The organism is uncultured Salinicola sp., from assembly GCF_937921195.1.
Lineage (GTDB): Bacteria > Pseudomonadota > Gammaproteobacteria > Pseudomonadales > Halomonadaceae > Salinicola.
On sequence record NZ_CALFQK010000043.1, the window covers coordinates 1 to 14224 of the forward strand.

The 14224-nt window shown below is 63.8% G+C and carries 13 protein-coding genes and 2 tRNA genes; all 15 read left to right on the top strand.

Translation table 11 applies throughout. The features are described from left to right. Positions 1-1080 (top strand): AAA family ATPase (locus tag Q0602_RS03670; RefSeq protein WP_298839160.1); only part of this gene is annotated, 1080 nt, incomplete at its 5' end. Between the two features lie 148 nt (positions 1081-1228). Next, positions 1229-2098 carry a dihydropteroate synthase gene (gene folP, locus Q0602_RS03675; RefSeq protein ID WP_295035934.1) on the top strand — a complete coding sequence of 290 codons (870 nt, stop codon included), beginning with the start codon at positions 1229-1231 and terminating at the stop codon, positions 2096-2098. Continuing rightward, positions 2091-3476, top strand: a complete 1386-nt coding sequence (gene glmM / locus Q0602_RS03680; protein WP_295035933.1) for a phosphoglucosamine mutase — start codon at positions 2091-2093, stop codon at positions 3474-3476. Before folP ends, glmM begins: the two co-directional genes overlap by 8 nt. A 78-nt stretch (positions 3477-3554) precedes the next feature. Then, the gene (tpiA, locus tag Q0602_RS03685) at positions 3555-4304 is read left to right on the top strand and encodes a triose-phosphate isomerase (RefSeq protein ID WP_295035932.1); all 750 of its coding nucleotides are present in this window, start codon (positions 3555-3557) and stop codon (positions 4302-4304) included. A gap of 4 nt (positions 4305-4308) precedes the next feature. Continuing rightward, positions 4309-4689, top strand: coding sequence for a preprotein translocase subunit SecG (secG, locus tag Q0602_RS03690; protein ID WP_149435522.1), 381 nt, complete (start codon positions 4309-4311; stop codon positions 4687-4689). 85 nt (positions 4690-4774) lie between these two features. Further along, positions 4775-4861 (top strand) — tRNA-Leu (locus Q0602_RS03695). A gap of 135 nt (positions 4862-4996) precedes the next feature. Continuing rightward, positions 4997-5073: transfer RNA gene (locus tag Q0602_RS03700), tRNA-Met, on the top strand. Between the two features lie 174 nt (positions 5074-5247). Next, positions 5248-5709 carry a ribosome maturation factor RimP gene (gene rimP, locus Q0602_RS03705; protein ID WP_110715585.1) on the top strand — a complete coding sequence of 154 codons (462 nt, stop codon included), beginning with the start codon at positions 5248-5250 and terminating at the stop codon, positions 5707-5709. 84 nt (positions 5710-5793) lie between these two features. Then, on the top strand, positions 5794-7287 hold the full coding sequence (gene nusA / locus Q0602_RS03710) for a transcription termination factor NusA (protein ID WP_295035931.1): 1494 nt from the start codon (positions 5794-5796) through the stop codon (positions 7285-7287). A 27-nt stretch (positions 7288-7314) separates the two neighbouring features. After that, positions 7315-9852 carry a translation initiation factor IF-2 gene (gene infB, locus Q0602_RS03715; RefSeq protein ID WP_298839166.1) on the top strand — a complete coding sequence of 846 codons (2538 nt, stop codon included), beginning with the start codon at positions 7315-7317 and terminating at the stop codon, positions 9850-9852. Positions 9853-9919: 67 nt separating this feature from the next. After that, the gene (gene rbfA / locus Q0602_RS03720) at positions 9920-10360 is read left to right on the top strand and encodes a 30S ribosome-binding factor RbfA (protein WP_298839169.1); all 441 of its coding nucleotides are present in this window, start codon (positions 9920-9922) and stop codon (positions 10358-10360) included. After that, positions 10360-11361: a tRNA pseudouridine(55) synthase TruB gene (gene truB / locus Q0602_RS03725; RefSeq protein WP_298839172.1), complete on the top strand. Its 1002-nt coding sequence runs from the start codon at positions 10360-10362 to the stop codon at positions 11359-11361. Before rbfA ends, truB begins: the two co-directional genes overlap by 1 nt. A 78-nt stretch (positions 11362-11439) precedes the next feature. Then, positions 11440-11709: a 30S ribosomal protein S15 gene (gene rpsO / locus Q0602_RS03730; RefSeq protein WP_071230933.1), complete on the top strand. Its 270-nt coding sequence runs from the start codon at positions 11440-11442 to the stop codon at positions 11707-11709. A 296-nt stretch (positions 11710-12005) separates the two neighbouring features. Then, positions 12006-13016 carry a 3-dehydro-L-gulonate 2-dehydrogenase gene (gene yiaK / locus Q0602_RS03735; protein WP_298839177.1) on the top strand — a complete coding sequence of 337 codons (1011 nt, stop codon included), beginning with the start codon at positions 12006-12008 and terminating at the stop codon, positions 13014-13016. Positions 13017-13125: 109 nt separating this feature from the next. Continuing rightward, positions 13126-14224, top strand: a 1099-nt coding sequence (gene eutB, locus Q0602_RS03740) for an ethanolamine ammonia-lyase subunit EutB (RefSeq protein ID WP_298839179.1), incomplete at its 3' end; no start/stop codon positions are given.

Genomic DNA, 14224 nt, shown 5'->3' on the forward strand with positions numbered 1-14224 from the left:
ATCGTCATTGCCGCCACCAACCGTCCCGACGTGCTGGATCCGGCGCTGCTGCGCCCGGGTCGCTTCGACCGCCAGGTCACCGTGCCGCTGCCCGATATCCGGGGGCGCGAGCATATCCTCAACGTGCATCTGCGCAAGGTGCCGATGGGCGACGGCGTCCAGGCCAGTATCATCGCACGCGGTACTCCGGGCTTCTCGGGCGCCGACCTGGCCAACCTGGTCAACGAGGCGGCACTGTTCGCGGCGCGCCGCAATCGCCGTACCGTCGGGATGGAAGAGCTCGAGCTGGCCAAGGACAAGATCATGATGGGGGCCGAGCGGCGCTCCATGGTGATGTCCGAGAAGGACAAGCTCAATACCGCTTATCACGAAGCCGGCCACGCCATCATCGGCCTGGTGATGCCCGAGCACGATCCGGTCTACAAGGTCACCATCATCCCGCGCGGCCGCGCGCTGGGCGTGACCATGTTCCTCCCGGAGGAAGACCGTTACAGCTACTCGCGTCAGCAGATCATCAGCCAGCTCTGCTCCCTGTTCGGCGGTCGTATCGCCGAGGAGATGACGCTGGGGCCGAATGGGGTCACCACCGGTGCCTCCAACGACATCAAGCGGGCGACCGAACTCGCTCACAGCATGGTGGCCAAGTGGGGGCTGTCCGAGGAGATGGGGCCGCTGATGTACGACGAGGACGAGTCGCACCAGTTCCTCGGCGGCCCCGGTCAGGGCGGTGGCAAGTTGAGCTCCGGGGAGACATCGACCCGGCTCGACAAGGAAGTTCGTCGCATCATCGACGAATGCTACGCCATGGCGCGCAAGATTCTCGAAGACAACCGCGACAAGCTCGATCTGATGGCTGAAGCCCTGATGCAGTACGAGACCATCGACGCGGCTCAGTTGAAGGACATCATGGAGGGGCGCAAGCCGCGTCCGCCGAAGGACTGGGGTGACGATGGCCCGACCTCCGGGACCGGTCGTCCCGTCGATGATCCGGAGCCGCAGCCGGGCGACGAAGGCGCCTCCGATGACGAGTCCGGTAACCGCCGTCCCTCGGATCCCCTAGGAGGGCCGTCAGGGCTTTGAGGCCACCGGCGCTGCGAGGCTCCAGGCCTTGAACAGTCGGCAGTCGTTGCGGCAGGGCGTCAGAAATGGCGCCCTGCCGCATTTCTAGGCGGTTGCGAAACGGCATCGGCCTACCTAGAGTGGGCGCTTTTGCAAGCGACGGACTTCCATGACAGATTCTTCCTCCGCCGGCGTCCGGTTGCGCTGCGGTCAGCATGAGCTCGATCTCTCGCGCCCGCGCGTCATGGGTATTCTGAACGTGACGCCCGACTCCTTCTCCGATGGAAACCGGCATCGCGGGCTGGACGACGCGTGCCGCCACGCCGAGCGCCTGCTGCGGGAGGGGGCCGACATCATCGATGTCGGCGGGGAGTCGACCCGCCCGGGCGCCGAGCCGGTAGCGCTGGAAGAGGAGCGTGACCGGGTCCTGCCGGTGGTCGAGGCGCTGGTGCGGGAGTTCGATGCGCTGGTCTCGGTCGATACCAGCACACCCGAGCTGATTCGCGAAGTCGCCGAAGCGGGAGCGGGGATGCTCAACGACGTGCGCTCGCTGACGCGCCCCGGGGCGCTGGAGGCGGCGGCTGGCACCGAGTTGCCCGTCTGTCTCATGCACATGCGCGGAGAGCCGCGAACGATGCAGCGCGCGCCGTTCTACGATCGGCCCATCGAGCTTGTCGTCGCCGATTATCTACAGGAGCGCGTGGCCGCGTGCGAGGCCGCGGGGATCGACGCCGGACGGCTGTTGCTGGATCCGGGGTTCGGCTTTGCCAAGACCCTCGAGCACAACCTGCAACTGCTCAGTCGTCTGGCGTCGCTTCAGTCTCTCGGTCTGCCGCTACTGGTCGGAATGTCACGCAAGAGCATGATCGGCCAGGCGCTTGGCCGGCCGGTCGATCAACGTCTGCCTGGAGGGCTCGCGTTGAGCGTGATGGCGGTCGAGCGTGGCGCTAGAATAGTCAGAGTGCACGATGTGGCGGCCACGGTCGACGCGATCGACATGGCCTGGGCCGTGCTTCAGGAACGGAGCGATCATGAGTAGACGTTATTTTGGTACCGACGGTATTCGCGGCACCGTCGGCGAGTACCCCATCACCGCCGATTTCATGCTCAAGCTGGGCTGGGCGATGGGGCGCGTGCTGTCTCGCAAGCTGTCCGGTCACCAGACCCGGCAGAGATCCTCCCAGTCGCCGCGCCCCAAGGTGATCATCGGCAAGGATACGCGGATCTCCGGCTACATGTTCGAGTCGGCGCTGGAGGCGGGGCTGTCGGCCGCCGGAGCGGATGTGTCGCTGCTGGGACCGATGCCGACACCGGGTATCGCTTATCTGACCCGGACTTTCCGTGCCGATGCCGGGATCGTGATCTCCGCCTCGCACAATCCCTACCAGGACAACGGCATCAAGTTCTTCTCGGCGGAGGGGTTGAAGCTTGCCGATGAGGTCGAGGCGGAAATCGAGGACGAACTCGAGAAACCGCTGGAGACCATGGCGCCGAACCAGCTCGGCAAGGCGGTGCGAATCGGCGACGCCGCCGGGCGCTACATAGAGTTCTGCAAGTCCACGGTCCACAATCGCCTCGAGTTGCATGGCCTGCGGATCGTCTTGGACTGTGCCCATGGCGCGACCTACCATATCGCGCCCAACGTCTTTCGTGAGCTCGGCGCCGACGTCAGCGTGATCGGTGGCGAGCCCGACGGCCTCAACATCAATCAGAACGTGGGTTCGACGCATACCGAGCGACTGAGCGAGGCCGTCGTGTCGTGCCAGGCGGACCTGGGCATCGCTTTCGACGGCGACGGCGATCGCGTGCTGATGATCGACCGTCGGGGCGAGGCGGTGGACGGCGACGAGATTCTCTACATCATCGCGCGGGACCTGCACGCGCGAGGCAAGCTCAATGGCGGGGTCGTGGGCACGCTGATGACCAATTTCGGGCTGGCGGCGGCGTTCGAGAAGCAGGGGATCCCTTTCGAGCGCGCCAAGGTGGGCGATCGCTACGTCGTCGAGCGGCTGCTGGCCAACGACTGGCTGCTGGGCGGGGAGGCCTCCGGCCATATCGTCTGCCGCAACGTGCAGACCACCGGCGACGGCATCGTCTCCGCGCTGCAGGTGCTGGCGGTCATGGTGCGAGAAGGGGTATCTCTGGATCGGTTGCTGGACGGTTTCGAGAAGGCGCCCCAGGCGCTGGTCAACGTGCGTCTGCCTCATGGCTCCGATGCCGGGGCGTTGCTGGAGAGCCAGGCGTTGCGCCAGAGCGTGAAGTCGGTGGAGGAGGAGCTTGGCGGCAGCGGTCGGGTTCTGCTGCGGCCCTCGGGCACCGAGCCACTGATCCGGGTCATGGTCGAAGGGCGGCCGAGATTCGATGTCCAGGCTCTGGCGCGGCGGATTGCCGATAGCGTCGAAACCCTGATCGCCTGAGCGGGTCAGATCGCCACAGCACTTGTTGTCTTGTTGTCAAGGCTCTTATACCATGTCGCTCCACCGAAGGGAGGTAGCATGCGCAAGCCGCTGATCGCAGGTAACTGGAAGATGAACGGCTCGGCAGAACTGATCGAGACGTTCGGTCGAACCTTTGCCGGGATTGAGTTGCCGTCGCCGGTCGATGTGGTGATCCATCCCCCGTTTCCCTATCTCGATGCCGCGCGCAGCGCTTTCGCGGGCACGCCACTCTCGCTGGGCGCCCAGACGCTGAACCCGCTGCCCTCTGGGGCCCGCACCGGTGAAGTCAGTGGGCAGATGCTCGCCGAGTTCGGCGTCGAGTATGTGCTGGCGGGCCACTCCGAGCGTCGCCAGCTCTATCACGAAAGTGACGAACAGGTTTACGAGCGGGTCATCGCTGCGCTCACCGCGGGGATCAAGCCGATCCTCTGCGTCGGTGAGACGCTGGAGGAGCGCGACGCCGGTCGATCCGAGGATGTCGTGCTGCGTCAGGTGGGCTATGTCATGGCCCGGCTCGAGCCCGGGCAGCGTCGACTGATGACGATTGCCTACGAACCGGTCTGGGCGATCGGTACCGGGCGCACGGCCACGCCAGAGCAAGCCCAGCAGATGATGGCCGCGATTCGCGGTTATCAGGCGAGCTTCGATTCGGCACTGGCCGATGCGCTGCGTCTGCTGTATGGCGGTAGCATGAATGCGGGCAACGCCCAGGAGTTGCTCGCCCAGAAAGATATCGACGGCGGCCTGATCGGCGGAGCCTCGCTCAAGGTCGACGATTTCACAGCGATTTGTCAGTCAGCAGGTTGATTTCATGCAGATAGCAGTTTTGTTGGTACACGTACTCATCGCCATTGCACTGGTGGTCCTGGTCCTGCTGCAGCAGGGCAAGGGTGCCGAGGCGGGCGCCGCCTTCGGTGGCGGCTCCTCTCAGACGGTGTTCGGCTCACGCGGCAGCGGTGGCTTCCTGTCCAAGCTGACGGGCGGTCTGGCGGCGCTTTTCTTCGTGACCTCTCTGGGGCTGGCGTACTTCGCGACCAACGCCGGCAGCGCGCCGCAGAGCGGTATCCCGGACGCCCAAGTGATCGAGCAGCAACATAATGGTGCTCCGACGCTTGACGATGGTGATCAAAGCGGGAATAATGCTGCGCCAGCACTCGAGGAAGGTGGCGATCAGGAATCGTCAAATCCTTGAGTGAAAAGGAAAATTCGCTGCGTTCAGCAGGACGTCAGAATGCAGCGAATTGAGTGTGGCGCCCAGGTGCTACACACCCCCTGATGCCGAAGTGGTGGAATTGGTAGACACGCTATCTTGAGGGGGTAGTGACCTTACGGTCGTGCGGGTTCAAGTCCCGCCTTCGGCACCATCGTCAAGTGATTCCGGTCTTTTCGACTTGAACCTCTGGGCGATACTGTACGGATTCTTGCTAGAAGAATTCAGGCGATATTGCGGCCTTCCTTGACCCATCTCGAGGCCGTTCCTATAATCGCCAACCTGATGTTGCGGGGTGGAGCAGTCTGGTAGCTCGTCGGGCTCATAACCCGAAGGTCGTCGGTTCAAATCCGGCCCCCGCTACCAAGTTTCTTGAAAGGCCCCTTCCTGAGAAGGGGCTTTTTGTTAGCAGCCTTGTCGATGTCAGCGCTTGTCGTCGTTGACGGCGCTGCCGACGTCAATGCCAGTCAGCCACCTAGCACCTTGCATTTCTCTCAACTCCCGGTCAGGTGCCTGATGCAACTGCTGTAGGAGTCGTTTGTGGTCACCAAGGACGCAGCACTGTATGCGATCATCGAACCGGTGGTTACCGCCATGGGTTTCGAATTGTGGGGCCTCGACTATCTGGCTCAGGGCAAGCATTCCAAGCTAATGATCTACATCGACAGCCCCGATGGAATCTCGGTCGATGATTGCGCGAGTGTCAGCCGCCAGGTCAGCGGCGTGCTGGATGTCGAAGATCCGATCTCGGGCAACTACAGCCTGGAAGTTTCCTCTCCAGGTCTCGATCGTCCGCTCTATACGCTCGATCATTTTTCGCGCTTCAGCGGCCACGTGGTGCAGCTCAAGCTACGCACCGCCTTCGATGGGCGTCGCAAGTTCCAGGGGCGCCTGGCCGGCATCGATGGTGACGAAGTGCTGCTGCACATCGATTCGGAAGAGTACTGCTTTCCCATCGAAAGCATCGATCAGGCTCGCGTCGTCCCGCAGTTCGACGACTGAATTCCATCACCTGTTGTTCGATGACTCAGTAATTCGAGACCAAGAATTCGAAACCAAGAACCGGTTTTTCGGCGAGGCATAGGCATGAGCAAAGAGATACTGCTGGTCGTTGACGCCATCTCCAACGAGAAGAGCGTGCCCCGAGACGTCATTTTCGAGGCTGTCGAGGCGGCATTGGCCAGCGCATCGCGCAAGCGCTTCGAAGGACAGGATGTCAGCATCCGCGTCCAGATTGATCGCCGCACCGGCGAGTACGATACTTTCCGTCGCTGGGTCGTGGTCGAAGACGAAGACTATCTCAGCGAAGATCGCGAAATTCCGCTCTCCGAAGCGGAAACGCGCGAGCCTCCGCTGGCGGTCGGCGACGTGGTCGAAGAGCAGGTGGAGTCGGTGGCCTTCGGGCGTATCGCGGCCCAGACCGCCAAGCAGGTGATCGTGCAGAAGGTGCGCGAGGCCGAACGCGCCCAGATCGTCAAGCAGTACACCGAGCGTGAAGGCGAGTTGGTCGCGGGTATCGTCAAGAAAACGACACGTGATGGGCTGATCATCGATCTCGGTGAGAACGCCGAGGGCTTTCTGCCGCGTGGCGAGATGATTCCCGGCGAGCGCTACCGCATGAACGAACGGGTCCGCGCGCTGCTGTGGAAAGTCGATGCGGAAGCGCGTGGCTCCCAGCTCATCCTGTCGCGTACCAAGCCCGGCATGCTGGTCGAGTTGTTCAAGATCGAAGTGCCGGAGATCGCCGAGCAGCTGATCGAGATCAAGGGAGCGGCCCGCGACCCGGGTGCGCGTGCCAAGATCGCGGTCAAGACCAACGACAGGCGGATCGATCCGGTCGGCGCCTGTGTCGGCATGCGCGGTTCGCGCGTGCAGGCGGTGTCCAACGAGCTGCGGAACGAGCGCGTGGATATCATTTTATGGGACGACAACCCCGCGCAACTGGTGATCAATGCCATGGCGCCGGCGGAAGTCGCCTCGATCCTCGTTGACGAGGACGCCCATTCGATGGACGTCGCCGTCGGCGAGGACAACCTCGCTCAGGCCATTGGTCGTAGCGGTCAGAACGTGAGGCTCGCCAGCGAGTTGACGGGCTGGACGCTCAACGTCATGACCATCGATGAAGCCGAGGGTAAACGCGAGCAGGAAGTCGACAGCCTGGTCGAATATTTCATCAACCATCTCGAGATCGACGAAGACGTCGCCCGCATCCTGGTCGAGGAAGGGTTCACGACGATCGAGGAACTGGCCTACGTGCCGGTCGAAGAGATGCTGGAGATCGAAGAGTTCGATGAGGATCTGGTCGAGGAACTTCGTGCAAGAGCCAAGGATGAGCTTCTCAACTTGGCCATCGCATCGGAAGAGCAACTGGATGGCGCTCAGCCCGCCGAAGACCTTCTCACGATGGACGGCATGGACCGCCACCTGGCTTTCATTCTTGCCAGCCGTGGCATCGTCACCATGGAGGACCTCGCAGAACAGTCCATCGAGGATCTGAAGGATATCGACGACGTGGACGAGGAGCGCGCAGCGGCACTGATCATGACTGCCCGTGCGCCTTGGTTTCAGAGCGAAGAGTAACGTGGTCACGGGTTCAGGAGGGTCGTAATGTCAGACATGACCGTAAAAGAGTTTGCCGGCAAGGTGGGACGCGATGTGTCCCGCCTGCTTGAACAGATGAAGGATGCGGGTCTGCCGCATCAGAAGGAAAGCGACGCGGTCTCCGAAGAGGACAAGCAACGTCTGCTCGATCACCTGACCAAGAGTCATGGTGGTGGTGGCCGCGGCCCGCGTAATCGCATCACCTTGACACGCAATACCCGCAGCAAGATCCGTTCGGGCGAGCGTGGCAAGACCATCGAGGTGCAGGTGCGCAAGAAGCGCACCTACGTCAAGCGCGATGCGGAGCCGGTCGAGGAAGCGCCGGCCGAGGACGCGGGTCCGCGTCAGCTCGTCGGCGACATGGCCGATCAGGCGCAGCAGCAGTCCGAGCAGGCATCCGCCGCCGCTGCCGAAGCGTCCAACGAGCCGACGCCGGATCTGACCGCCGGGCAGGAGAGTTCCAACAAGGCGGCGGCACCGTCGCCCGAGCCCCAGGCGCCGGGGGACGACATTCCCCAGGAGCCGCAGGTCGAGGACAACGAGCCGACCTCCAACAGCCAGCCGTTCGTCGAGCCGCCGCCCAAGGAGCCGCGCACGGAAAACCGTCGCGCCCATCCGAAGAAGGACAAGGAGCGGGATCAGGGGCGTCGTGGGCGTCGTGACGACGACGACGATCGTTCCGAGCGTCGTCGCGGTAGCGGTGCCAAGAAGGTCAAGCGGGCCGAGCGCCGGGGTAGCCGTCGCGGTCGCGGCGACAACCAGCATGGCTTCCAGAAGCCGACCCAGCCGATCGTGCGTGAAGTCGCGCTGCCGGAGTCGATCAGCGTCGCGGAATTGGCGGACAAGATGTCGGTCAAGGCCAACGAAGTGATCAAGGCCATGTTCAACATGGGCGCGGCGGTGACCATCAACCAGACCATCGATCAGGATACTGCCGCGATCGTGGTCGAGGAGATGGGCCACAAGCCGAAGCTGGTCAAGGAAGATGCGCTCGAGACCGAAGTGCTCGAAGGCATCTCCTACGAAGGCGACGAGATCACCCGCTCTCCGGTCGTCACCGTCATGGGGCACGTCGACCACGGCAAGACCTCGCTGCTCGACTTCATTCGTCGGACCAAGGTCGCCACCGGTGAAGCCGGCGGTATCACCCAGCACATCGGCGCCTATCACGTCGAAGGCGAACATGGTGGTGTCACCTTCCTGGATACGCCGGGTCACGCGGCCTTCACCGCCATGCGTGCTCGTGGTGCCCAGGCGACCGACGTCGTCATCCTGGTGGTTGCCGCCGACGATGGCGTCATGCCGCAGACGGTCGAGGCGGTAGAACACGCCAAGGCCGCCGGTGTGCAACTGGTCGTGGCGATCAACAAGATCGACAAGGAAGGCGCCGATCTGGACCGGATTCGCAACGAGCTGTCGCAGCACGGTGTGATCTCCGAGGAGTGGGGCGGCGATACCCAGTTCGTCTCGGTGTCGGCGAAGACCGGCGAAGGTATCGATCAACTGCTGGAATCGGTGCTGCTGGTCTCCGAAGTGCTCGAGCTCAAGGCCGTGCCGGAAGCGCCGGGCAAAGGTGTCGTGGTCGAGTCTCGCCTCGACAAGGGCCGTGGTCCGGTAGCGACCGTGCTGGTCCAGAACGGTACGCTCAAGCGTGGCGACATCGTCCTCGCCGGCCTGCATTACGGCCGTGTGAGAGCGCTGACCAACGAGCTCGGCAAGCAGGTCGAGTCGGTGGGGCCGTCCATGCCGGTCGAGATCCAGGGTCTCGATGGCACGCCGGAAGCCGGTGAGGACTTCATGGTGCTGTCCGACGAGAAGAAGGCGCGTGAAATCGCCAACTTCCGCCAGGGCAAATACCGCGAAGTGCGTCTGGCTCGCCAGCAGAAGGCCAAGCTGGAGAACATGTTCAGCCAGATGGGCCAGGACGAGGTGGCCAAGGTCAACGTCGTCCTCAAGGCCGACGTCCAGGGCTCGCTGGAAGCGATCCGCGGGGCGCTGGAAGAACTCTCCACCGATGAAGTGCAGGTGGCGGTGGTCTCTTCCGGGGTTGGCGGCATTACCGGAACCGACGCCAACCTGGCACTGGCCAGTGAAGCGATTCTGGTCGGGTTCAACGTCCGTGCCGACGCTTCCGCCCGGGAAATCGTCGAGCGTGAAGGGCTGGATCTGCGCTACTACAGCGTCATCTACCAGCTGATCGACGAGGTCAAGCAGGCCATGAGTGGCATGCTGGCACCGGAGTGGAAGGAAGAGATCGTCGGTATCGCCGAGGTGCGCGACGTGTTCAAGGCGCCGAAGATCGGGGCGATCGCTGGCTGTATGGTCATCGAGGGCTCCGTTCACCGCAACAAGAAGATCCGTGTCCTGCGCGAAAACGTGGTCATCTACGAAGGCGAGTTGGAATCCCTGCGTCGCTTCAAGGATGACGTCAACGAAGTGCGCAACGGCATGGAGTGCGGTATCGGCGTCAAGAACTACAACGACGTTCAGGTCGGCGACAAGATCGAGGTCTTCGACCAGGTCAAGGTCGAGCGTACCCTGTAAGTGACAGGATCCCGCCGGCGCCCAGTTTTTTACGAACCAGGCGCCTGCGGGATCTCGAGAGGCAACGATGCGCGAATTCAAACGAACCGATCGGGTCGCCGACCAGCTGCAGCAGGAGCTGGCCGTCCTGATCCAGCGCGAGATCAAGGATCCGCGCCTGGGGATGGTCACGGTCAGCTCGGTCAAGGTCAGTCGGGATCTCGGTTACGCCGATGTCTACGTGACGCTGCTGGGCGAGAACGATCCGGCTCGGGTCAAGGAAAACCTGGCCGTGCTCAAGCGGGCCGCCGGGTTCCTGCGCTCGCAGATCGCGCGCCGCATCAAGCTTCGCCACGTGCCCGAGCTGCGCTTTCACTATGACGAAAGCGTCGTGCGCGGGCACAAGCTGTCGGCGCTGATCGACGAGGCCGTCGCCAGCAACCGCCCGCAGGAGAGTGACGACGCGGCGGGCCAGGACGACGGTTCCCGGGGGAGCGATACGCGGCACGAGGATGGAGAGTCGCGCTGATGGCACGGCGTCGCAAGGGGCTGCCCATCAACGGTGTGCTGCTGCTCGACAAGCCCAAGGGGGTGTCGAGCAATCACGCGCTGCAGCGGGCCCGGCGGTTGTTCCAGGCGCGCAAGGCCGGCCACACCGGGACGCTGGATCCGATGGCGACCGGGTTGTTGCCGGTCTGCCTGGGTGAGGCGACCAAGTTCTCCGCTCACCTGCTCGAAGCCGACAAGGTCTACCGGACCCGAATCCAGTTCGGGGCCGTGACCGACACCGGCGATGCCGAAGGTGAGGTGATCGAGCGCCAGGCCATGCCTGCCGCGCTGGATCGTGATGCCGTCGAAGCCGTGCTCGAGCGTTTTCGCGGCGAGATCGAACAGATCCCGCCGATGTACTCGGCGCTCAAGCATCAGGGGCGCAAGCTTTACGAGCTGGCGCGCCAGGGCGAGACGGTAGCGCGTGCGCCGCGCCGCGTAACGATATATGATATGCGCCCGCTCGAATGGGAGCCCGATGGCGTCTGGTTGCAGGTGCGCTGCAGCAAGGGCACCTACATTCGGACACTGGCCGAGGATATCGGCGCCGCGCTGGGGTTTGGCGCCCACATCACGGCGTTGGAACGTCTTGAAACGGGGCCCTTCGACAGCGCAAGGCGAGTCCCTCTCGAGACGCTCGAGGCGATGAGCGACGAGCAACGGCTGGCGCAACTGCTCCCGGTCGATGTCATGCTCGAGCATCTGCCGACGCTCAGCGTGACGGAAACCGTGGCTCGGCAATTGCTGCTGGGGCAGCGGGCGGCGGTGGCAGGCACCGAGCTGGCGCCGGGCACCACGGCGAGACTGTATCGCGACGAATCCTTTCTGGGGTTGGTCGAATTGACCGCGCAGGGGGAAGTCGCTCCCCGGCGTCTGGTCGACACGGCAGCATTGGACTCGGACTCTGTCGAGTCGAGGCAAGTCTCGACAAGCGCCGAAGGTCAAGCTGTCGGCATCGATTCGATGCACCCGTCTTCGTGACGGTCAACTGGGAGGCTGCAAATATGCGTGGTCTCCGATATTCATCATTCAGGCATATTGCTTGCTGGAGAGTTTTTCATGGCATTAACCGCTGAAAAGAAAGCCGAGATCGTCAAAGAGTTCGGTCAGGGCGAGAGCGACACCGGTTCCCCGGAAGTCCAGGTTGCGCTGCTGAGCGCCAACATCGACGGCCTGCAGAGCCACTTCAAGGATCACAAGCAGGATCACCACTCCCGTCGTGGTCTGATCCGCATGGTCAACCAGCGCCGCAAGCTGCTGGACTACCTGAAGGGCAAGGACTTCGATCGCTATCAGTCGCTGATCAAGAAGCTCGGCCTGCGTCGCTGAATCGCCCGGCCGCCGGCAACGGCGGCCCAGGCATCAGCGAAAGGCGGTGACGTCTCGTCGTCGTCGAGAAAGCCCTGTCGATTTATCGGCAGGGCTTTTTTCATTCTCACGAGGCGGGTGTCCCGTGTTTTCCCGCGCTTCTGACGCGCATGCCTGATCGCCTTGAAGGTTCGAGCGATCGCCGGCGCGCGGGTGCTTGCGGTCATCCATTCTTCCACTAAAAGCGAATACGCAGGATCGGTCGGGGCCGCTATGGTCGCTGGATAAATGTATGATGTATTACTAAAGGATCTCCGATGGCGACGGTCGATTTCGAAACGCTGCAAGCCACCCTGCAGCGGATTCTGCTCAAGGCAGGGCTGGCGCCCGATGACGCCTCGCTCTGTGCGCGCATTCATGCCGAAAGCACGCGGGACGGCGTGCACTCTCATGGCATCGGACGCATTCCCCGGTTCGTCGACTACGTTCGCCGGGGGTGGGTCGACGTCGACGCTGCGCTGGAACCCGTGCAGCGACTCGGCGCCATCGAGGTGTTCGACGGCCACTTCGGTATCGGCATTCGCAACGCGATCCAGGCCACCGAGCGGGCCATGGCCCTGGCGCGCGAGCACGGCATGGGGCTGGTCGCGGTGCGCGACACGACCCACTGGATGCGGGGCGGTAGCTATGGTTGGCAAGCGGCGGAGCAGGGCTTCGCGGCGATCATGTGGACCAACACGGAGCCGTGCATGCCGGCCTGGGGCGCTGCCACCCAGTCGGTAGGCAACAATCCTCTGGTCATGGCCGTTCCCCATCGCGACGGTCCGCTGGTGCTGGACATGGCGATGTCCCAATTCTCCTACGGCAAGCTGCAGACCACGCGACGCAACGGCGAGCAGCTTCCCATCGACGGCGGCTTCGATGCTGACGGCGAACTGACGCGGGATCCGGCGGCGATCGAAGCGACGCGTCGCCTGCTTCCGACCGGTTACTGGAAAGGGTCGGGACTCTCCATACTGCTCGACGCCCTGGCCGCGCTGCTGGCGCAGGGCCGGCCGAGCCACGACATCGATCGGGTCGAACGTGGCAGCGGTGGCGGGAGTTGCCAGATATTCATGCTGTTCGACCCCGAGCAGCTCGGCGGGCGAGCCGCCTGTGACGCCATCGTCGAGGGCATCCAGCACCATCTGGCCGCCGCCACGCCCGACGAGTCCGGCCGGGCGGTGCGCTGGCCAGGGGCCTCGGCCTGGCGCCAGCGTCGCAGCCAGGCACCGCTGGTGCTGGACGACGGCCTCTGGCAGGAGATCCTGGCGCTGACGACGAGCTAGGCGCAGGCGCCGCGCAGGCGACGACGTGCCGCTCGCGGGCGCCGAGGCGTTTATGGCATAAACTGAAGGCCACTCCTTGTCTTCGAACAACGACAACAGGTGTGATGCCATGAGTGAGCATGTTATCGACGTCGATGGCCGGCGGTATCGGTTCGATGGCCTTGGAACGCTGCTGGCCGCCGCCACCCCTCACCGCTCCGGGGATGCCCTGGCCGGGATTGCGGCGGCGAGCGCCGAGGAGCGGGCCGTTGCCCAGATGGCACTGGCGGAACTGCCTCTCGCCACGTTCCTGGAAGAGCCGCTGATTCCCTATGAGGAGGACGAGGTCACGCGGCTGATTCTCGATCGTCATGATCGGGCCGCGTTCGCGCCGGTTGCCTCGCTGAGCGTCGGCGAATTCCGCAACTGGTTGCTCTCCGAGCGTGCCGACGGCGAATCGCTCGAACGACTGGCCCCCGGCCTGACGCCGGAGATGGTCGCAGCGGTCTCCAAGCTGATGCGCGTGCAGGATCTGGTGCTGGTCGGCCGAAAGTGCGAGGTCGTCACGCGCTTCCGCAATACCATCGGTCTGCCGGGCCGGCTGTCGACGCGGTTGCAGCCCAATCATCCCACCGACGACGCTTCCGGGATCGCGGCCAGCATCCTCGATGGCCTGCTCTACGCCAGCGGCGACGCCGTGATCGGCATCAATCCCGCCACCGACAACACGTCCACGGTGGTGACGCTGTTGACGATGCTCGACGAGGTCATCTCCCGCTACGAAATCCCCACCCAGAGCTGCGTGTTGACCCATGTCACCACCGCCATCGAGGCGATCGAGCGCGGCGCGCCGACGGACCTGGTGTTCCAGTCGATCGCCGGCACCGAGGCGGCCAATCGCGGCTTCGGCATCGATCTGGCCCTGCTGCGGGAGGGGCGCGAGGCGGCACTGTCGCTGAATCGCGGGCCGCTCGGCAACAACGTGATGTACTTCGAGACCGGCCAGGGCAGCGCGCTCTCCGCCGATGCCCACCACGGGATCGACCAGCAGACGCTGGAGGCGCGCGCCTACGCCGTCGCGCGGGAGTTCGAGCCGCTGCTGGTCAATACCGTGGTCGGCTTCATCGGCCCGGAGTATCTGTTCGACGGCAAGCAGATCATCCGCGCCGGGCTGGAGGATCATTTCTGCGGCAAGCTGCTCGGCGTGCCGATGGGCTGCGACGTCTGCT